At 71.0% G+C, this 19,632-nt stretch carries 17 protein-coding genes and 1 pseudogene; 12 read left to right on the top strand and 6 right to left on the bottom strand.

Annotation, left to right across the window (positions count from 1 at the left end):
- Nucleotides 1-7 precede the first annotated feature (7 nt).
- Nucleotides 8-1,588, bottom strand: a complete 1,581-nt coding sequence (locus tag ACHUEU_RS02270) for a DHA2 family efflux MFS transporter permease subunit (RefSeq protein WP_394214258.1) — start codon at nt 1,586-1,588, stop codon at nt 8-10.
- A gap of 227 nt (nt 1,589-1,815) precedes the next feature.
- Here ACHUEU_RS02270 and ACHUEU_RS02275 point away from each other — a divergent pair, with 227 nt between their 5' ends.
- Nucleotides 1,816-3,198 (top strand): short-chain fatty acid transporter, encoded by a 1,383-nt coding sequence (locus ACHUEU_RS02275; protein WP_394214259.1) that lies wholly within the window; start codon nt 1,816-1,818, stop codon nt 3,196-3,198.
- Between the two features lie 33 nt (nt 3,199-3,231).
- Here ACHUEU_RS02275 and ACHUEU_RS02280 read toward each other — a convergent pair whose 3' ends face one another.
- The 3 genes from ACHUEU_RS02280 to ACHUEU_RS02290 form a co-directional block, all read right to left on the bottom strand.
- A complete protein-coding gene (locus tag ACHUEU_RS02280; RefSeq protein ID WP_394214260.1) occupies nt 3,232-4,638 on the bottom strand; it encodes a DUF3100 domain-containing protein in 1,407 nt (468 codons plus the stop codon).
- The gene (locus ACHUEU_RS02285; protein ID WP_394214261.1) at nt 4,638-5,963 is read right to left on the bottom strand and encodes a M20/M25/M40 family metallo-hydrolase; all 1,326 of its coding nucleotides are present in this window, start codon (nt 5,961-5,963) and stop codon (nt 4,638-4,640) included. Before ACHUEU_RS02285 ends, ACHUEU_RS02280 begins: the two co-directional genes overlap by 1 nt.
- 158 nt (nt 5,964-6,121) lie before the next feature.
- Nucleotides 6,122-7,771 (bottom strand): nuclease-related domain-containing DEAD/DEAH box helicase, encoded by a 1,650-nt coding sequence (locus tag ACHUEU_RS02290; RefSeq protein ID WP_394214262.1) that lies wholly within the window; start codon nt 7,769-7,771, stop codon nt 6,122-6,124.
- 446 nt (nt 7,772-8,217) lie between these two features.
- Here ACHUEU_RS02290 and ACHUEU_RS02295 point away from each other — a divergent pair, with 446 nt between their 5' ends.
- The 5 genes and pseudogenes from ACHUEU_RS02295 to ACHUEU_RS02315 all read left to right on the top strand — a co-directional run bounded on the left by ACHUEU_RS02295 (nt 8,218) and on the right by ACHUEU_RS02315 (nt 10,928).
- Nucleotides 8,218-8,520, top strand: a complete 303-nt coding sequence (locus ACHUEU_RS02295) for a hypothetical protein (RefSeq protein ID WP_394214263.1) — start codon at nt 8,218-8,220, stop codon at nt 8,518-8,520.
- Between the two features lie 48 nt (nt 8,521-8,568).
- A complete protein-coding gene (gene nadC, locus ACHUEU_RS02300; protein ID WP_394214264.1) occupies nt 8,569-9,396 on the top strand; it encodes a carboxylating nicotinate-nucleotide diphosphorylase in 828 nt (275 codons plus the stop codon).
- A 9-nt stretch (nt 9,397-9,405) separates the two neighbouring features.
- Nucleotides 9,406-9,582: pseudogene (locus ACHUEU_RS16485) on the top strand (aminotransferase class V-fold PLP-dependent enzyme); the annotation flags it as partial.
- 330 nt (nt 9,583-9,912) lie between these two features.
- On the top strand, nt 9,913-10,068 hold the full coding sequence (locus ACHUEU_RS02310; RefSeq protein ID WP_394214266.1) for a hypothetical protein: 156 nt from the start codon (nt 9,913-9,915) through the stop codon (nt 10,066-10,068).
- 107 nt (nt 10,069-10,175) lie between these two features.
- Nucleotides 10,176-10,928, top strand: a complete 753-nt coding sequence (locus ACHUEU_RS02315; RefSeq protein ID WP_394214267.1) for a ZIP family metal transporter — start codon at nt 10,176-10,178, stop codon at nt 10,926-10,928.
- 25 nt (nt 10,929-10,953) lie between these two features.
- Here the strand turns inward: ACHUEU_RS02315 and ACHUEU_RS02320 are convergent, their stop codons facing one another.
- Together ACHUEU_RS02320 and ACHUEU_RS02325 are read right to left on the bottom strand one after the other, a co-directional pair.
- Nucleotides 10,954-11,199 carry a hypothetical protein gene (locus tag ACHUEU_RS02320; protein ID WP_394214268.1) on the bottom strand — a complete coding sequence of 82 codons (246 nt, stop codon included), beginning with the start codon at nt 11,197-11,199 and terminating at the stop codon, nt 10,954-10,956.
- Nucleotides 11,200-11,217: 18 nt separating this feature from the next.
- The gene (locus ACHUEU_RS02325) at nt 11,218-12,771 is read right to left on the bottom strand and encodes a DUF1846 domain-containing protein (RefSeq protein WP_394214269.1); all 1,554 of its coding nucleotides are present in this window, start codon (nt 12,769-12,771) and stop codon (nt 11,218-11,220) included.
- A 332-nt stretch (nt 12,772-13,103) separates the two neighbouring features.
- On the opposite strand from ACHUEU_RS02325, the gene ACHUEU_RS02330 reads away from it, so the two are divergent.
- From ACHUEU_RS02330 to ACHUEU_RS02355, 6 genes are all read left to right on the top strand, one after another.
- Nucleotides 13,104-13,259, top strand: a complete 156-nt coding sequence (locus ACHUEU_RS02330) for a hypothetical protein (RefSeq protein WP_089063947.1) — start codon at nt 13,104-13,106, stop codon at nt 13,257-13,259.
- Between the two features lie 278 nt (nt 13,260-13,537).
- On the top strand, nt 13,538-14,713 hold the full coding sequence (locus ACHUEU_RS02335) for a peroxidase-related enzyme (protein WP_394214270.1): 1,176 nt from the start codon (nt 13,538-13,540) through the stop codon (nt 14,711-14,713).
- Between the two features lie 32 nt (nt 14,714-14,745).
- Entirely contained in the window at nt 14,746-15,813 is a 1,068-nt protein-coding gene (locus ACHUEU_RS02340) for an ABC transporter substrate-binding protein (RefSeq protein ID WP_394214271.1), read from the top strand.
- On the top strand, nt 15,810-16,910 hold the full coding sequence (locus ACHUEU_RS02345) for a FecCD family ABC transporter permease (protein WP_394214272.1): 1,101 nt from the start codon (nt 15,810-15,812) through the stop codon (nt 16,908-16,910). Before ACHUEU_RS02340 ends, ACHUEU_RS02345 begins: the two co-directional genes overlap by 4 nt.
- On the top strand, nt 16,907-17,722 hold the full coding sequence (locus tag ACHUEU_RS02350; protein WP_394214273.1) for an ABC transporter ATP-binding protein: 816 nt from the start codon (nt 16,907-16,909) through the stop codon (nt 17,720-17,722). Before ACHUEU_RS02345 ends, ACHUEU_RS02350 begins: the two co-directional genes overlap by 4 nt.
- Nucleotides 17,719-19,632 carry an FAD/NAD(P)-binding protein gene (locus ACHUEU_RS02355; protein ID WP_394214274.1) on the top strand — a complete coding sequence of 638 codons (1,914 nt, stop codon included), beginning with the start codon at nt 17,719-17,721 and terminating at the stop codon, nt 19,630-19,632. The genes ACHUEU_RS02350 and ACHUEU_RS02355 overlap by 4 nt, the downstream gene beginning before the upstream one ends.

Raw genomic sequence — 19,632 nt, forward strand, 5'->3', positions numbered from 1 at the left:
TTCCGCCTCAGGCGTTCTCGGCCCATGCGCCGGAGTCCACGGGGCGGCCGATGAAGAGCGCGGCGACCACCCCCACCAGTGACAGTGCCACCGGCAGCAGCAGCGCATCGGCCATGGCGGCGGCGAAGGGGGCGTGCAGGAGCTCGGGCAGGTCGCCGCCGGTGGGCAGGGAGCTGTCACCGGTGATGCCGCGGCCAGCGGCGGGGGCGTCCCGGAGCGCTTCGGTGATCCGCACGCCGAGGCGGTCGTTCATCACCGTCGCGATGCCCGCCGAGCCCAGCACGGAGCCGATCTGCCGGGTCTCGTTGTACACGCCGGAACCGGCGCCGGCCTGGGACGGCGCCAGGTTGCGGGTGGCCGTCAGCGACAGCGGCCCCCAGATCAGGGCGTTGCCGAGGCCCACCAGCACGAAGGGCACCAGCAGCAGTACCACCGAGGCGTCGGGCCGCATCAGGGCGGCGAGCCAGGCGAGCCCGGCGGCGAGCGAGGCGAAACCGCCCACGGCCATCCACCGGGGGTCGTAGCGGGTCATGGTCCTGCCCACCAGCGGGGCGAGGACCAGGGACACGATCGCCATCGGCGCCGTCATCAGCGCCGCCTCGGTGGGGGACATCCCCAGCACCCGCTGGAAGAACAGCGTGATCGGGAAGGACAGCGTGAGCACGATGGCCCCCATCATCGCGATCGCGATGTTCGCGACCGAGAAGTTCCGGTCACGGAACAGGCCCAGCGGCACCAGCGGCTCTCGACGGTTCAGCGCCTGCCAGACGATGAACGTCGTCATGATCACGGCCCCGGCGATGATCAGACCGGGCACGCTGATCGGCACCTGCGTCTCCAGCGGGCCGATCCGCAGGGAGTCGGTGATCCTGCCCCAGTCGTAGGAGGTGCCCTCCTGGATGCCGAAGACGAGCAGGAACAGCCCGGCCGCGGAGAGCACCACGCCGAGCCAGTCGAAGGAGTGCACGCGCCGCGCGAAGCGGGGCACATTGCGTCCGGCCAGCAGCAGGCCGATCACGCCGACGGGCACGTTGACGAAGAAGATCCACTCCCAGCCGGGCCCGTCCACCAGCAGGCCGCCTGCGATCGGCCCCACCAGCGTGGCGACCCCGGCGGTCGCGCCCCACAGGGCCAGGGCCTGGCCGCGATCGGCCGGGGCGAACATCCGGGTGATCATGGACATCGTCTGCGGGGTCATCATCCCGGCGCCGAGCCCCTGCACCACCCGCGCCAGGATCAGCATCTGAACGCTCCCGGACAGCCCGCACCACAGGCTCGAGGCCGTGAACACGGCCAGGCCCGCCATGTACATCGCCTTCATCCCGAAGCGGTCGCCCAGGCGTCCGGTGATCAGCAGCGGCACGGCATAGGCGAGCAGATAGGCACTGGTCACCCACAGCAGGGAGGGCAGATCGGTGTCCAGATCCTCCTGCATGCGGGGGATCGCGACGGTGACGATGGTGGTGTCCACCAGGATCATGAAGAACCCCAGCACGATCGACCACAGGGCGGGCCAGGGCCGGCTCAGGCGCGGGTCATGATCGGTACCAGCCGCGGCAGGCGGGACGGGGTGATCGGTGGGGGACATGAGGCGGATCCTTCGGCACGTCGGGCACTGCTCGGGCGGGAGCGACCCGGCAAGATTACGCGCCCGGGAGCAGCGGACACCGGCGTCGGGCCACGGGGACGACTCGCCGAGCCATCGCGCCACGTCACGACAGGATCCGTCCTATGGTGGCGGCAGTCACATCAGTCCCGGGCCGGGTCCTCGCACGACGTCGTGGAGACCGGCCCCACCCCCGAGGAGTCCACTGCATGTCCAGCGCGCCCGAGACCGACCCCATCCGGAAGCAGGGCACGGCGATCTCGCGCGCCATGCGCCCGCTGAACCACGTGGTGGAGCGGTTCATCCCCTCCGCCCTCGTGTTCTCGATCGTCCTGACCCTCATCGTCGCGGCCCTCGGGCTGATCCTCACCGACACCGGCCCGGCAGACCTGGTCGTGTTCTGGGGTGATGGACTGTCCGGTCTGCTGGCCTTCATGACCCAGATGGCCCTGATCCTGCTGCTGGGGCACATGCTGGCCAACACCGCTCCGGTGCGCAGGATCCTGGGCTTCCTCGCCTCGCTCCCGAAGACCGAACTGACCGCCTACGTCTTCGTCTTCGTGGTCGCCGCCATCGCCTCCCTCATCACCTGGGGCCTCGGCCTGGTGGTGGGAGGCCTGCTGGCGCGCGAGGTCGCCTACCGGGGCCGCGAGCGCGGGCTGACGCTGCACTTCCCGATGCTGGTGGCCGCAGGCTTCGGCGGATTCGTGGTCTGGCACATGGGCTATTCGGCCTCCGGCCCGCTGACCGCCGCCACCGAGGACTCATTCCTCATGGAGTCCCTGGGCGGGCAGCCGATCCCGATCACCGAGACCGTCTTCTCCGCCTGGAACATGATCGCCGCCGCAGTGACGATCCTCGTGGTCGCGCTCGCGCTCTACCTGGTGGCCCCCCGACGCGGTGACCGGGTCACCGAACTCACCATCGATGCCCGCGAGCAGGTGACGGACGGTCAGGAGGAGATCGTCACCCCGGCCGACCGGCTCGACGCCAGTCGGATCGTGACCGGGCTGATCGGACTCGCCCTGGTGGCGTATCTGGTGCTGCACTTCGTCCAGGGCGGCACCCTGACGCTGGACACCGTGAACTGGTCCTTCCTCGCCCTGATCCTGCTGCTGGTGAAGAACCCCTTCGAGCTGATCCACCTGACCAAGAACGCCGCCTCCAACGTGGGCGAGATCCTGCTGCAGTTCCCGCTGTACGCGGGGATCCTGGGCATGATGGTCAGCTCCGGGCTGGTGCAGGTGTTCTCCGATGTCTTCGTCTCGATCTCGAACACCACCACCTTCGGCCTGTTCGCGTTCCTGGCATCGGGGCTGGTGAACTTCTTCGTCCCCTCCGGCGGCGGGCAGTTCGCGGTGCAGGGCCCGATCATGCTGGGCGCCGGCGCCGATCTCGGCGTGGATCCGGCCATCACCATCATGGCCGTCTCCTACGGCGACCAGTGGACGAACATGATCCAGCCGTTCTGGGCGCTCCCGCTGCTGGCCATCGCCGGGCTGAAGATGCGCGACATCCTCGGCTACACCACCATCGTGCTGATCGCCTCCGGGCTGGTGTACGCGGGGACGCTGCTGATCGTGTCGCTGTGAACGGGGCGGCGCACGCCGGCGGCGTCCGCGGGGTCACACCCCCGTGACGGACAGGCCGAACTGCGCCAGCAGGGCAGAGCCGACGTAGGTGCCGATGAACACGAAGATGGCGGTGATCGCGACTTTCCACGAGGTCTTGGACAGGTCCACCAGACGATCCGCGACGCTGATCCCGGCGAAGGCGAGGATCGGGGTGGTCAGCGACAGGAAATCGACCGCACCGATCGCATCGACGAAACCGCTCCAGGCCAGGCAGCCGGCCAGCGAGACCAAGGAGACCCAGCCCAGCACCGGGAAATCCCGTACCACCGGCAGGCGGCTGAGGGTCATCAGGTCCCCGAGCACCAGGCCCAGCAGGGAGAACAGCCACAGGGTGGCCAGCCCGCCGAGGGTCAGCGTGGTGATCGGCGTGGACTCGGGGTTGACCCACAGCTTCATCTGCTGGGTCAGCAGCACCAGGACGACCGAGAGCAGGAGCACGCCCATGAACATCCCGTAGCGGCGCACGGCGAACAGCTCGCCGACGCTCGGGCCGGCCTCGCCACTCGCCCCGGAGCCGCCCGTGCGGACCGTCGCGGCTGCGCTCGGCGCCGACATCCGATCCTTGCCGCGCATCAGCAGGTTGTACATGGCCCGCTGCAGCGGGACGGCCAGGAAGACCATCGTGTAGGTGCCGATGAAGCTGGTCAGCAGCTGACTGGCGGCCGCGTACGAGATGATCGTGTCCTGCATCTCCGGCAGCTGGGCGGCGAGCGTCGAGGAGGCTCCGGTCATCATGGACGCCGACCCCATCCCCGAGGCGATCGCCAGAGCGCGGACGTCCAGCCCCGTCCCCAGCAGGATCGGGGCGAGGAAGGAGAAGAACAGCGCGCCGAACAACGTGCCGATGAGATAGATCGAGAGCACTCCGCGGCCGGGATCGGAGTTCAGGGTGTACTTCTCGGTGATATAGGCGAGCTCCCCCTCCCGGCCCAGGCCCAGCGTCGAACCGATCGCGTGCCGGCGCAGGCCGAGCAGCAGCGCGATCGGCAGACCCAGCACCACGGTGCCGAGGTTGCCGAGCTCCTGCAGCAGGAACACCCAGCCGATGGAGATGATCTCGCCCAGCCGCGGAGCGACGTCCGCCCCGTACCGCGCCATCAACGGCAACATGATGATGATCAGGAACGCGCCGGAGAAGGCGACGTTGCGCCCGGAGTAGACACGGCGCAGGATCCCCTTCCGCCACACCGGGATGCCCAGCACCATCGTGAGGATCACAGCGAACACCAGCGGCAGCACGGTGATCGTGATCGAGGAGGTGACCTGCAGGGAACGGATGCCGATGCCCTCGGCGATGGTGATCGTCAGCAGCACCAGGGCCAGCAGCAGCACCATGTCCAGGACGACTCCGCGGCGGGCCGGGGCAGCGGTCGTCGGGGTGGGGGAGGCGGTGCTCATCAGTGCTCCTGGGCGGGGTCGGAGGCGGCCTGCGCAGCGAGCGCGCCGCCCGGCACGGGAGCGATCGCAGCGAGCGTAGAGACGTAGTCCGCATAACTGCGGCGGGGGAGAGGTGCGGGCAGATGGGCACCCATGGTCAGCAGCGCCCGGACCAGCAGTCGTGGGACGGCGATCAGCACGTGCTCGGGATCGACCATCCGGAAGTCCCTGCCGTGGATGGTGCCGTCGAAGCCGCCGTAGGAGAGCTGGACCGTCGGCATCATGAACGACAGGTCACCGGCGTCGCCGGCCGCCGCGATCGCGCCGCGGTCGTCGATGAGATGGCGGATCTGCGGATCCGCTGCGAAGGCCGCACGGAACGCCCCGTTCAGCGTGCGATCCTGCACGAAGGGGAGGTAGCCCATCTCGGTGGTGATGTGGGCGGTGCCGCCCAGGGCGGCGGCGCAGCCGTGGGCGGCGCGGTCCACGCGGGCGGCGACCTCACCGAGGTAGTCGAGGTCCGTGGAACGGACGTCGGTGCCGACGGTGACCCGGTGCGGCACCACGTTGGTCGTCATCTCGGTCGCGGGGATGACGGGGTTCATCCGCACCAGCACGTCCTCGCGCAGCTGCTGGCGGCCCAGGCCGAGCGCGGTGGTGAACAGGGTCGCCATGGCGAAGGCATTGGCGCCGCTGAAAGGGTCCAGTCCGGCGTGAGAGGCGGTGCCCTCGAACTCGACCGTCTTGTAGAGGAATCCGGCCAGGTCGCAATCGATCTCGATGGTCGGCTCGCGCTGCAGACCGCCGATGGCGTGGAGGCAGACGGCGGCGTCGATGTCGTCGAACACGCCGAGCATCATCGCCTCGGGCTTGCCGCCGAACCAGGTGATGGTGCCGTCCTGGCGCAGCTGCGCCCGGTGGGTGAGATCCACGAACTCCTCGGCGGGGACGAAGACGAAGCTCAGGTCCACGTCCGCCTGCTTCCAGGTGCCCGTGCCCACCAGCTGTGCGAACACGGCCAGCGCGATCCCGACCTGGGTGTGATGGCCACAGGCATGGACAGCGCCGGTGGCGGGGTCGGACTCGGGGTGGGCGGGGGAGATCACCGCGTCGAGCTCGGCGACGACGGCGATGCGTCGACGGTCACGGTCCTCGGGGGCGGCCGAGGGCAGGGAGACCTTCAGCCCGGTGGTGGAGAAGTGTTCGACGGCGAGCCCGTCGCCGTGCCGGAGCAGGAACTGCTCGACGACGCGTGCGGTGCGGTGCTCGCAATACCCGAGCTCGGGATGCTCCCAGAGCTCGGTGACGAGAGCGTGGACCTCGGGATAGAGATGCTCGAAGGACATGGCGGGGGCTCTTCCTGGGCGGTTCGAGGGGCGCTGCACGCACCTCGACCGACACGCGCAGGGACGGCTCAGCGCGTCGAGTCCGACGGGGGGAGCCTACGAGGACGCGCCGGCGGCGTCCGCGGGTGTCCACCTGTTGTCACCCCTGGCGGAGGCGGTCACCCTCCGCTGATGCGCTCCCACACCACACCGCCGCCGGCGTCCCAGATCTCGGCGCCGTCGCCGACCACCACCAGCAGCGCTCGTGCGCGGGACAGGCCCACGTAGAGCAGCTGCGGGGCGCGCTCGGCGGAGCCGAAGCCGTTGACGGCGAGCACCACGACGAGCCGCTCGAGCCCCTTGAAGTTCAGCACGTGCCCGTAGAACACGTCGGTCCCCGCGAAGAACTCGTCCCAGTAGCCGTCATAGCCGTAGAGCTCGATCTGCTCCTTCTGCACCGGATGGCGGCTGCGGGTGGTGAGCAGGGCGATCTGCCCCGGCTCCCAGCCCTCGTCCATGAGCTTCTCGACCACGTCGTCGGCGGTGGAGACCGCGTCCTGCGCGGTGCTGGCGACGTACTGCACCGGCGCGCCCCTGTCCATGCGGGCGTTCTGCGCCAGGGGCGTGAGCGGTGCGAAGGTGCGGGCGATGGTGCGAGTGTTGCGCAGGTTGTCGTCCAGCGGGAACGGGTTCAGGGTGATCGGGGCGCGGCCCTCGCGGTCGAACACCGTCTGATGCTCGTCGGTGAACACGAACAGCACTCCCTGCTGGGGATCGCGCAGGCAGGGCTGCAGAGCGTCCCACCAGATGTCCGCGAAGTCCTGTGCTTCGTCCACCACGATCGCGTCGAACAGCTCGCTCGGGTCCCGGACGGCGGCGAGCTCGGCGAGGCGGCGCGGCAGGTGCTGCTCGTAGTAGGTCACGGCGGTGCCGTCGAAATCCGCCTCGGTCCCGGCGCCCCACAGCACCGGCAGGTCGTGGAACAGTCCCACATAGGCGGGCCGCTCCTCGACGGGCCAGGTCGAGGTCAGCAGCTGGAAATGGCGGGCGAGGCCACGGGAGTAGCACAGCAGCGCGGTCCGAGCACCCCGACGGGTCAGGGTCCGGGCCTTGATCATCGCCAGATGCGTCTTGCCGGAACCGGCCCCACCGATGATCTGCGCCCGGTCCTGGAAGCGCAGCAGCGCCATCGCCCGCTCCTGCTCACGGGTCAGAGCGTTGCCCTCGTCCGCGATCTCCCGGGCCAGCAGCTGGTGGTTCTCGATCGCACGGTGGGTGCGCCGCAGGAGCTTGACCGCATAGGCGCACTGCACCGCATTCAGTGGTGCGTACCCGAGATGCGTCTGCCCGTTCAGGGCGTGCACGATCCGGTCGGTCAGATGCGGCAGGTCGGTCGAGTCCAGCGTGATCGCCCGAGGGGCTTCCGGCGGGTCCCACGCCTCCGGGAGCTCGGTATAGGGCAGGACCACCAGGTGCACGGCGCGCCCGACGGGTGTCGAGGAGGCGTTGTTGAGGTAGCTGATCAGGTGGTGCTTCGCCGTCTGCGCCTGAGCGATCGGGGACTTCTTCAGCTCGCGCTCGCCGGAGCGGTCGGCCTGGTACCAGCGGCCCCCGCGCAGGGACACCCTTCCGCCCTTGACCTCGATCACCGCCATCCCGATCCCCGGCCACAGCACCAGCAGATCCGCCTCGACCTCCGCGCCGTCCCGGGTGATGCGCTGGCCGGCGATCAGCACGGCGTCGTCCGGCAGCTGCACGCACAGGTGCTCCCAGACCGTCTGCTCGGCCGCGGAGGCGAAGTCGGGGGAGTCCGGATGGGTGATCGGCATGGCGGCTCCTCGCACTTCGCATCATCGCTGGTGGTGCCAGGGTATCGAGTCGCTCCGAGGTGGGGTGCGGTATCGACTGCTGACGGGAGCGGGTCCCCGTACGCCCTGGGGCTGGAGGGTGCCCACGGCCGTGCGCGCATCCTCCACGCCGGCGGCGATGCGACCGGGCGCGTGATCCAGGCGGCGCTGGTGCGGGCAGTGGCGCGTGCCGCGTGCGCGGTCACCGGGTCCGGGAGCCTCGTCGCGCGCGAGCACACGAACCTGGTGGACCTGCTGCGCGAGGTCGGACGGGTCGTCGGTGCCGAGCTGCTCGGGGCCGACGGGGCCCGCCACCGCACTCGCCGGTCCGGGCGGCTTGCTGGTCTCGGAGGCGGTGCGCGGCGAGGGCGCGGGGCTGCGCGACGAGCGGGGACGACGCTTCCTGCCCGCCCTCGACCCGCGCACCGGTGCCCGTCACCCCCGCCGCCCACTACTGGATGGGTGGGATCCGCACCGCCCTGGACGGCACGGCCTCGCCGCCCGGGCTGCTGCGCACCGGCGCCGAGCTGGACGAGGCCGCCGACGTCCTCGCCTCCTGGCAGACAGCTGATCCTGCCGAGCTCTCCACCGGCGCGGCGCTCGAGGACCGCACCCTCCTCGACCTCGCCCGCCTGCTCGTGGCCCGGGCCAGAGCACGCCCCGACTCCCTCGGTGCCCATCACCGACTCGACACCCCCACCATCCCCGTCCAGGAGGACCACGCATGCTGACCACCGCCGCCCCTGCCCCCAACGCTCCCGGCCGCCCGGATCGGGGCCGTGGTCTCCGCCGCGCTCGCCGAGGACGCCCCCTGGGGAGACCTCACCGGTGAGGTGTTCCTGCCCGCGGAGGCTGTGGCCACCGCCGAGCTCACCGCGCGTGAACCGGGCGTGCTCTCGGGGGTCGAGGTGTTCGCCGCCGCCTTCCGCCTCACCGACCCCGCCGTGCAGGTCCGCGCGCACAGGGCAGACGGCGACCGCTTCGCTGCCGGGGAGGTGCTGGCCACTGTGACCGGCCCGGCCCGGCCCGTGGTCCAGGCGGAGCGGGTGGCCCTGAACCTCCTGCAGCGGATGAGCGGCATCGCGACGCTCACGCGCCGTTTCGTCGACGCGGTCGAGGGGACCGGCGCCTCCGTCACCGACACCCGCAAGACCACCCCGGGCCTGCGCGCCCTGGAGCGCCATGCCGTGCGCTGCGGCGGTGGGGTCAACCACCGCTTCTCCCTCTCCGACGCGGTGATGGCCAAGGACAACCACCTCGCCGTGCTCCGGCAGCAGGGTGTGGACCTCACCGCGGCGATCCGACAGGCTCGTGCCCGCCTCGGCCACACCACCACGCTCGAGGTGGAGGTGGACCGCATCGAGCAGATCGAGCCCGTGCTCGCCGGCGGCGTCGACGTGATCATGCTCGACAACTTCGCGCCGGCGGACCTCGCCCGGGGTGTGGAGATCATCGCCGGGCGCGCGATCGTCGAGGCGAGCGGCACCGTCACCCTCGAGACGGTCGCCGAGATCGCCCGCACCGGGGTGGATGTCATCTCCTCCGGGGCCCTCACCCACAGCGCCCGCCCCCTGGACCTCGGCCTCGACATGACCGTCTCCGCCTGAGCGCCACCGATGATCTACCTCGACACCGCCGCCACCGCCCCCGTCCGCCGGGAGGCGCTCGACGCCGCCTGGCCCTATCTCACCGGTACCTTCGGCAACCCCTCGAGCCACCACCCGGTGGGGGAGGCCGCGGCCGCGGGGCTGGAGGAGGCCCGGGCCCGTGCTGCCGCCGTGCTCGGCGCGCGCCGCCCCGGCCGCAGCGGGGAGTCGATCGTGCTCGACCTCGCCGAGCAGGGCGTGATCGCCTCCAGCGGCTCGGCCTGCGCCGCCGGCAGCGACGAGCCCTCCCACGTGCTCCTGGCGCTGGGGATCCCGCCCGAGGTCGCACAGACCGCCCTGCGCTTCACGCTCGGTCCGAGGACCAGCGCCGCCGAGGTGGAGGGGGCCGCGACGGTGATCGGCGAGGTCCTCACCCGCAGGTGAGGGACGGGTCTCTCAGGGACCGCTGGGACTGATCGCCAGCTTCACGACACACCCCGCGACGATCATCCTCACGCCGCCGGCCGGGGAGGTGGCATGATCGATGTACTGGTGAGGAGCGAGGACGTCCGGCGCAGCATGCCGGATGCCGAAGGGTTCCTCCGCGCCGCCGCAGCCATCGGCTGCGGCGATCCGACGCGGCCCACCGACTGCGTCCGGGGGACTCCGGGCGCCCTGGAAGAACGGCTGTGAGGACAGCTCTGCGCGCTGGAGGAGGTGCTGCCCGGGCTGCCCTCAACCCCCACGGCACCGGGAGCTGACGTCCTCACCACCTCACCACGTCACCCGGAGGAGACGAGATGGAACCTTGGCTGCTCGCCCTGCTGGCCGGGCTGATCGCCGGCGGTGCCCTGCTGCTGGGCAGCGCGATCGCCTGGTCCGTGAAGGTCCCCGCCGCAGTCGTCGCCGGCATCATGGCCTTCGGAGCCGGGGTGCTGATCTCCGCGCTGACCTTCGAGCTGGTCTCTGAGGCGATGGACCAGGGTGGCCTGCTGGCCACCGGCGGCGGCTTCCTTGCCGGGGCCGTCATCTACGTGGGGCTGAACATCCTGCTGGCCCGCCGCGGAGCCCGGCACCGCAAACGCTCCGGTGCGCAGCAGACCTCCGAGGAGGAGCGGAGCGGCAGCGGGGGAGCGATCGCCATCGGCGCCCTGCTGGACGGGGTCCCCGAATCCTTGGTGCTGGGGCTCAGCGTGCTCGCGGGACCCGGGCTGAGCGTGCCGATGTTCGCCGCCGTGTTCATCTCGAACGTCCCCGAAGGGCTCTCCAGCAGTGCCGGGTGGAAGAACGCCGGGCGCAGCCGCCGGTACGTGTTCGGGATCTGGGGTGCGATCGCCCTGGCCTGCGGGCTCGCCTCGCTCGCCGGCTTCGTGCTGCTCGACGGCGCGGCCCCCGCCACCCTCGCGGCGGTCAACGCCCTGGCCGCGGGCGCGATCCTCGCCATGATCACCGACACCATGATCCCCGAGGCGTTCGCGAAGGACTCCCTGTACACCGGACTGCTGGCGACCCTCGGCTTCCTCGCCGCGCTGACCCTGCACGCGATGGGGTGAGAGTCGGCCGGGGCCGCAGCGACTGCTACTCGCCGTCGGTGCCCCCGCCCTGCTCCACGTACTCCGTGGTCTCCGTCGGCTGGACCACCTCGTCGTCATCATCGCCGAAGTCTCCGCCGCCGTCCGAGACCTCCACCGGTGGCGATGTCGCGGGGGTCTCCGCGTCGCTTGTCGACGTCACGGTCTCCTCCTCGGGGGTCTCCTCCGGGCCGCAGGCGGCAAGGCCGAGCAGCAGCAGCGGAGCGGCGAGAGTGATGAGCGGGCGGCGCATGACGGATCTCCGAGTCTCTCAGCGCTTGTGGTAGAGCGCTTTGTGCAGGAACCGCGGCTCGGAGGTCACGGAGATCCCCAAGTTGCGGAAGATGTCCTCGTCGACGGTGCCGAGGATCGTGGTGGTGTGCACATCGCAGCCGGCGAGGTTGCGCAGCTGCTCCACGGCCTGCCGGGCATTCTCGTCGTTCGAGGCGGAGACCGACAGGGCGATCAGCACCTCATCGGTGTGCAGGCGCGGGTTGCGGGAGCCCAGGTGCTCGGTCTTCAGGGTCTGGATCGGCTCGATCGAGGAGGGGGAGAGCAGCTGCACGGAATCCTCGAGACCGGCAAGATGCTTCAGGGCGTTCAGCAGCATCGCCGCCGAACAGCCCAGCAGCGCCGAGGTCTTCCCGGAGATCACTGTGCCGTCGGCCAGCTGCATCGCCGCCCCCGGCTCCCCGGTGCGGGCCTCGATCGCGAGGGCGGGCTGGACCACGGCGCGGTCGTGCGGTGCACAGCCCGCCTTGGACATCACCATCCCGATCCGCTGCGAGACGAGGTCGTCCTCGTCATTGATCCGCTCGTGCATCAGCGCCTTGTAGTAGCGGCGGATGATCTCCTGCCGGGAGGCCTCCCGGCACACCTCGTCGTCGACGATGCAGTCCCCGGCCAGGTTCACGCCCATGTCGGTGGGGGAGGCGTAGGGCGAGGTCTCGGTGAGGCGCTCCAGCAGCGTGCGCAGCAGCGGGAACACCTCCACGTCGCGGTTGTAGCTCGTGACCTGCTGCCCGTACGCCGCCAGATGGAACGGATCGATGAGGTTGAGGTCGTCCAGATCCGCGGTCGCGGACTCGTAGGCGAGGTTCACCGGATGCTCGAGCGGCAGGTTCCAGATCGGAAAGGTCTCGAACTTCGCGTACCCGGAGGAGATCCCGCGCTGATGGTCGTGGTAGATCTGCGAGAGGCAGGTGGCGAGCTTGCCCGAGCCCGGGCCCGGCGCGGTCACCACGATCAGGTCGCGCGTGGTGTTGGTGTACTCGTTCGCGCCGAAGCCCTGTTCGGAGACGATCCGGTCGGTGTCCTGGGGGTATCCGGGGATCACGGTGTGCCGCGCCACGGTCAGTCCCAGCCGCTGCAGCCGCTCGATGAAGGCGTGCGCGACATGGTTGGTGGGCTCCAACTGTGTGACCACCACGTTCTCCACCAGGAAGTCGTGCTCGCGGAACACGTCGATCAGCCGCAGCACGTCGTCCTCGTAGGGGATGCCCAGATCAGCGCGGACCTTCTGCCGCTGCAGATCCTTGGCGTTCAGGCAGACCAGGATCTCCAGCTCGTCCTTGAGCCGGTGCAGCATTGCGATCTTGTTGTCCGGGGTGAAGCCGGGCAGCACGCGGGAGGCATGGTGGTCGTCGAAGAGCTTCCCGCCCATCTCCAGGTACAGCTTCCCGCCGATCTCCTCACGACGGTGCTGGATATGGCGGGACTGGAGCTCGATGTACTGCTCGCGATCGAAGCCGATCCTGCCACCGCCCCGAGCCTCCCGGGCGTGGGAGGCGGACGATGCGGGGGAGCGGGAATCCGAGTCGGTCACTCGGGCACGCTAGCACCGACGACGTGCCCGGGCGGGAGTTCGCCGGGGCCGGCGGGCCGGCGCTGGCAGGACCGCCCGGTAGCCCAGCGCCGGAAACCTCCCATCCACTCCCCGGAATCCCTGGTCGCGGCGCACATCGGAGAGGACTCTGGGATAACGGGGCGCACCGTGGCGTGCATCGTTCTGAGCAGATGCTCAGGTATCGTCGAGACTCTTCCCGGTCGGCGCTGCGTCACGGGTATCGCGGGCCCCAGTTCCCGTCTCAGTGCAGCGCCGACCATCTAGGTGCCCAGGGCCCCCTGTGGCGCGAGCTCTGCTTAGCGAGGTTCTCCATGATCATTCTCGGTGTCATTCTGCTGATCGTCGGCGCACTGACCGACCTGTCCTTCCTCTACGCCCTCGGCGGGCTGCTCGTCGTGATCGGCATCGTCCTGACGGTGCTGGGCTTCCTCGGCCGCGCCGTCGGGGGGCGCAAGACCTGGTTCTGATGATTCCGGGCGCGCCCCCGGGGTGAGAGCAGGCCGCTGAGGCGGCTCGGCCGCCGAGGCGTGCCCGCGGTGTCACCGGCTGCAGAGGCCCGTGGACCGCCGTGATGGCGATATGGATCGCCGTCGTGGTGGACCACGGGCCTCTGGTCGTGCGCGGACGCACCAGGTTGTCGCGGCCGACGCGTCGACACCCGGGCCGCACGGCGGGACGGCTCGAGTGAGCGTCCACACACCGTCACAAAGCCAATTTTTCCTTTGGTAGACCCTAAGGTCTACGTATGACGTCTCTGCTTGCTCCCCCTGACTCCCGGTTGCTCCTGGATGCACTCCTCACCGAGTCTCGCGAGGGTCGCGCCGCCCTCGAGGTGCTCCGCCCCGAGGTGCTGGCCCACACTCGCGCGGCCTACGACGCGCTCTACCGGGAGCCGCAGGTGCTGTCGATGCCCGTCCTGCATGCGCTGGCCGCGGTCACCGCCGACTGGCAGGGCAGCGGACCGCTCGCCGCCTGGCATCGGGCCCAGGGCGCCGCCGAGGCGCTGACCGCCGCCGACCCGCTGACCGGGGACCCGGCTCTGGCAGCCCTGCGCGATCACGTGGACCTGCTGTCGCTCTCTCCGGCGCTGGTCACGCCCGCCGATCAGGAGCGTCTGGCCGCAGCCGGCCACGACCCCCGCACCGCGGTGCTCGTCAGTCAGCTCGTCGCCTTCGAGAGCTACCTCCAACGACTGGTCACGGGCCTCGCCGCACTCCACGGCCTCGATACTCCGCCGGCCGATGCCCCTGTCCGTGCTCCGCGCACCCGCGGCCGTGCCGCCCAGCACGGCGGCACCACCCCCAGCGGAGGGACCCGCCCGTCGGTCTTCACTCGTGAGCAGCTGCAGTGGGAGCCCTGGATCGAGGTGCCCGCCGAGGACGCGCTCACCCCCGAGCAGCGGGACTCCTTCGCCTCCAAGGCGAGCACCCGCAGCGTCTACTTCCGGATGCTCTCGCTCACTCCCGGCATCACCAGGGCTCGCAGCGAGCTCGACAATGCGATCTTCCTGCCGCGAGACGGTCTGCCCAAGGCCGAGCGGGAACTCGCCGCCGCCGTGACCAGCAAGGTCAACGACTGCATCTACTGCGCCTCCGTCCATGCCCGCAAGGCCGCCGCCCTCGCCGAGCGCGAGGGTCAGGTGGATGCGCTGCTGGCGGCCGTCCTCGAGCGCGACACCGACTGGATCGCTGCCGATCTCGCGCCGCTGGCCGCCGGGCAGGACGCTCGCTGGTCCGCGATCATCACCGCTGCCGCCGAGCTCTCGCGTCCCCGCCCGTCGGCCCCGCCGATCGCGCCCCTGCGTGCACTGGGCATCCCCGACCCCGAGATCGCCGATCTGCTGAGCGCCGCCGCCTTCTTCGCCTGGGCGAACCGACTGATGCTCAGCCTCGGCGACCCGTCCCTGATCGACCCTTCCTGACCCGTTCCGCCCCTTCTGTCACGAGGATTCCCATGAGCTTCGCACCCCGCCGCCGCACCGTGCTCGGCGCCGCCCTCGCCACCCTGCCCGTCCTGGGCCTCGCCGCCTGCGGCGAGGTCACCGTCGCGGGCCAGGCCGAGGCGCCCGAGCAGCTGACGATCCTCGACGACCAGGACCGCGAGGTGATCCTGCCCGGGCCCGCCCAGAAGGCCGTCGTCCTGAACAGCTACACCAACGAGTTCCTGCGCGCCATCGGCGCCGCCGACCGCGTCGTCGGCGTGGACCGGGCCTCGCTGGACCGCCTGCCCTACCTCGATCTCGCCGAGGACCAGATCATCGCCGAAGGTCTGGACCAGCTGAACTACGAGGCGATCGCCGAGCTCGAGCCCGACGTCGTGGTGATGCCGCGCAACGCCGTCTGGCAGGAGGCGGCCGAGCAGCTCGAGGCCTTCGGCATCCCGCTGATCGTCGCCACCGCCTGGGACACCGACGTCGTGGACGAGACTCTCACCCTGCTCGGTCAGGTGTTCGGCCTCGAGGAGAGCACCCAGACCGTGCTCGACTTCAAGGCCGAGATCTCCGGGATCCTCCAGGACCGCCTCGCGGGGGTCGAGCCGGTCCCGGTCTACCTCGAGACCGTCGAGCCCTACCTCACCACCCTGCCCGGCTCCGGCTTCCACGCGATGATCCTCGCCGCCGGCGGCGCGAACATCTTCGACGACGCCGCCGGAGGTGACGCCCAGGAGGAGCTGACCGTCGATCCCGCCGAGGTGGTGCTGCGCGACCCGCAGTTCGTGGTCCACGAGTTCGAGCCCTCCGCCGAGCCCGTCGACCGCTTCGCCGCCCTGCGCGCGGACATCGCCGCCCGGCCCGGCTGGGACGGCATGACAGCACTGGACCAGGGGAACGTCGCGATCGCGAACGGCTGGGCCACCAGCGCGCTCGGCAAGTCCCTCGGTGCCCTATACCTCGGTTCCTGGCTGCACCCAGAGCAGATGGACGGGGTGGATCCCGACGCGTACCTCACCCGCTGGGTCACCGAGTTCCAGGACACCGAGCTGTCCGACCCGGCCGATTACGTGCAGGGGCCGGCCTCATGACGGCCACCCTCGACCGTCCCGCCCCCGCGCCCGAGGCCCCCGAGAGCAGCAGTGCCCGGACCGCACGCCGCCGCGGGACGCGCAAGCTCCTCATCCTCGCCGCCGGGTCGGTCCTCTCCGCGATCTGCCTGGCGGTGGCGGTGACCATCGGCACCGCCGGTGTCGCCATCGGCGACGTGCTCCACTCGCTGCGGGTGAGCCTGTTCGGCGGCACCATCAGCGCCGACTTCGCCTCCACTTATGCGGTGATCACCCAGCTGCGGCTGCCGCGCGTGCTGCTGGCCTTCACCGCCGGCGCCGCGCTGTCCGTCTCCGGCGTGCTCATGCAGGGTCTGCTGCGCAATCCCCTGGTGAGCCCGTTCACCCTCGGTGTCTCCCCGGCCGCGGCCTTCGGTGCCGCACTGGTGATCACCCTGGCCGGCACCCAGCAGCTGCCGGCCTGGGCCACCATCGTCGGGGCCATGGTCATGGCGCTCGTGGTCTCCGCCGTGGTGCTCGGCATCGCCACCGCCCGCCGCATGGCGGTGGCCACCCTGCTGCTGCTCGGCATCGCGATGACCCAGATCTTCGAGGCCCTCACCTCCGCGCTCCAGTTCACCGCGAACGAGAACACCCTGCAGGCGATCATCCGCTGGACCTTCGGCTCGGTGAACGACGCGCTGTGGAGCGATGTGCTGATCGTCGGGAGCGTCACCGTCATCGCGATCCCGCTGACGCTGTTCTTCTCCAAGGACCTCAACGCCATCGCCTTCGCCGGTGATGACGCGGCCCGCAGCTTCGGCGTCGCCGTGGGCCCGGTACGGGTCGGGCTGATCGCCCTCGCCGTCACCCTCGCCGCGGTGGTGGTCTCCTTCTGCGGGATCATCGGCTTCGTCGGCCTCGTCGGCCCCCACATCGCCCGCCTCGCGATCGGTGCCGATCACCGCCATCTGTTGCCTTTCGCGGCGCTGTCCGGTGGACTGCTGCTGCTGGTCGCCGATGCGGTGGGCCGCACCGTCATCGCCCCGGCGGTGGTCCCCGTCGGCATCGTGGTCGCCTTCATCGGCGGCCCCGTGTTCATCTACCTGATCCTGACCCGAAGGAACACCCTCAAGTGAGCCTCACCGTCGACCGCCTCTCCTTCTCCTACGGAACCCGCCGGATCCTCGACGAGGTCTCCTTCGAGGTCGCCCCCGGCGCGTTCTGCGCGCTGCTGGGGCCCAACGGTTCCGGCAAGTCCACCCTCGTCAAGGCGATCGCCGGCGTGCACCGCGCCAAGCAGGGCACCGTCACCGTCGAGGGCCGCGCGACCGCGCGGCTGGGCCGCCGCGAGCTCGCGAAGGTCATCGGCTATGTGCCGCAGGCCGGGGACGCACCCTTCGACCTCACCGTGCGAGAGGCCGTGATGCTGGGCCGCACCCCGCACTTCGGCCTCACCCCCCGCGCCCAGGACCGCGCGAAGGTCGAGGACGCGATCGTGCGGATGGGTCTGGTGGAGATCGCCGAGCAGTCCCTGTCCGAGCTCTCCGGCGGGCAGCAGCAGCGCGCCCTGATCGCCCGGGCCCTCGCCCAGAACACCCGGGTGCTGCTGCTGGACGAGCCCACCTCCGCCCTCGACCTGCGCTACCAGATCGAGACCCTGCAGCTGGTCCGCCAGATCACCCGCGAGGAGGGCATCAGCGCGCTCATCGCCATCCACGATCTGAACCACGCCGCCCGCTACTGCGACCAGGTGATCGTGCTGCACGGCGGCCATCTCGTCGCCGACGGCACCCCGGCCGAGGCGCTGCGGGCCGAGACCCTGCGCGGCGTCTACGAGGTCGATGTCGAGGTCGCCGCCCGCGAGGGTGCGGTCGAGGTGCGCCCTCGCGTGGACGAGGCCGGCTTCACCCGCACCGGCAGCCGGGTCGAGGAGCTCGTGACCGTATGAGCGGGGTCGAGCATTCGGAGACCGTGCACGTCGACGCCGTCATCGTCGGCGGCGGCCCGCGCGGCGTGGCCACCGTGCTGCGCACCGCCGCCCGCGCCGCCGTGGCGGGCGATGGTCCGGTGCGGCTGGCGATCCTCGACGCCCTCGCCGTCGGTCCCGGCGCCACCTGGCTCATCGACCAGCCCGCCCAGTACCTCAACAACACCCAGGCCGACGCCACCACCGTCCACCCCGACGCGTCCACCCCGATGAGCGGCCCCGCCGCACCGGGCCCGGACCTGGTGGACTGGGCCCGCCGGGTCCGCGCCGACGGCGGCCACCCGGCGGGTCAGTGGGTGCTCCAGGAGGCCTCGGCGCTGACCGGCGCGAGCTTCCCCACCCGTCGCCTGCAGGGCGTGTACTTCCGTGACCAGCTCGATGCCGCGATCGCGAGCGGCACCGTCGAGGTCACCGAGATCGTGGCCCGCGCCGTCGACCTCGACCGCGCCGGAGAGGACACCGCGGTGGTCCTCGAGGACGGACGCCGGCTCGCCGCACCCACCGTGGTGCTCGCCCAGGGCATGGTCCAGTCCGAGCCGGACGCCGAGGTCGCCGCGCTGACGGCGTTCGCGAAGCGGTTCTGCTTGCGCTATGCCGCCCCCGGCATGCCCGCAGAACGCGAGTACACCGGGCTGCCGGCGGGGGAGACCGTGCTGGTGCGCGGTCTGGGCGCGAACTTCTTCGATGTCATCGGGCAGCTGGTCGCCGACTGGGGCGGCACTCTCGAGACCGTCGCGGACGACCCGTACGGGCGCCTGCGCTATCTGCCCAGCGGACGCGAGCCGCATCTCCTGGTCGGCTCCCGCCGCGGCATCCCGTACCGCTCCAAGCCCGAGGGCGGCCGCTCGGTGCGTCCCTTCCTCCCGGTCTGGGCCAGCGATGCGTGGTTCGACGCGCTCGAGCAGCGCGGCGAGGTGGACTTCGCCGAGGAGGTGTGGCCGGTGCTCGCCCGCGAGTTCGCCCGGGTCTACCTCGAGGCCCTCGCCGAGCTGGCGCCGTCCGCGGTGCACGGCGACTGGCTTCCCGGGCTCGACGCCGCGGCCACGGTCGCCGACGTCGACACCGTGCTCGAGCAGGCGATCAGCGACCCGCGCCGGCGCTGGACGCTCGAGGAGCTGCACCGCCCCACCCACGGCCGTCCCGTCTCCGCGCAGGAATGGTCCCGCCTGGTGCGGCGGCTGATCGCCGATGAGCTGGGGTCGCTCGCCGACCCCTGGCATCATCCCCGCGCCGCCGTCAACGGCGCGATGGGCGCGCTGCGCCGACGCGTCGGACGGCTGACCGGGAGCGGCGCCTTCACCGGAGCGTCCCTCGCCCGTGATGTGCTGGGCTGGTTCGACGGCGACTCCCTGGCGCTCGCCTCCGGACCGCCCGCCGAGCGGGTACGACTGGTCCTGGCGCTCATCGAGGCCGGGATCATCGAGCTGATCGGCCCCGAGATGAGCATCGAGGCCGATGGGACGAGCGGGCTCTTCCGCGCCGCCTCGCCGCTGACCGGCCGTGTGGCGACCTCCGCCGTCCTGCTGGAGACCCGCATGTCCAAGGGAAGGATCCCTCGCACGAGCGACCCGCTGCTGCGCGCCCTGCTGGCCACCGGCCGGGCCCGCATCCACACCGTCGACGGAGTGCCCACCCACTCCCTGGAGGCCACCCGTGCCGAGATCTCCGAGCAGGCGCTCGGCGGTCACAACCTCATCGCGGCCGACGGCACCGTGGACAGGTCCGTGGTGGTGCTCGGCATCCCTGCGGCCTCCACTCAGCCCGGCTCCGCGATCGGCGCCACCCCGGGTGTCCCCTCTCCGCTGCTGGCCGGCGCGGACATCGCCGCGAGACAGATCCTGGCGCGGGTGCGGGCGACCGTCAGGGTCTGA

The organism is Brachybacterium vulturis, assembly GCF_043641765.1.
Classification (GTDB): domain Bacteria; phylum Actinomycetota; class Actinomycetes; order Actinomycetales; family Dermabacteraceae; genus Brachybacterium; species Brachybacterium vulturis_A.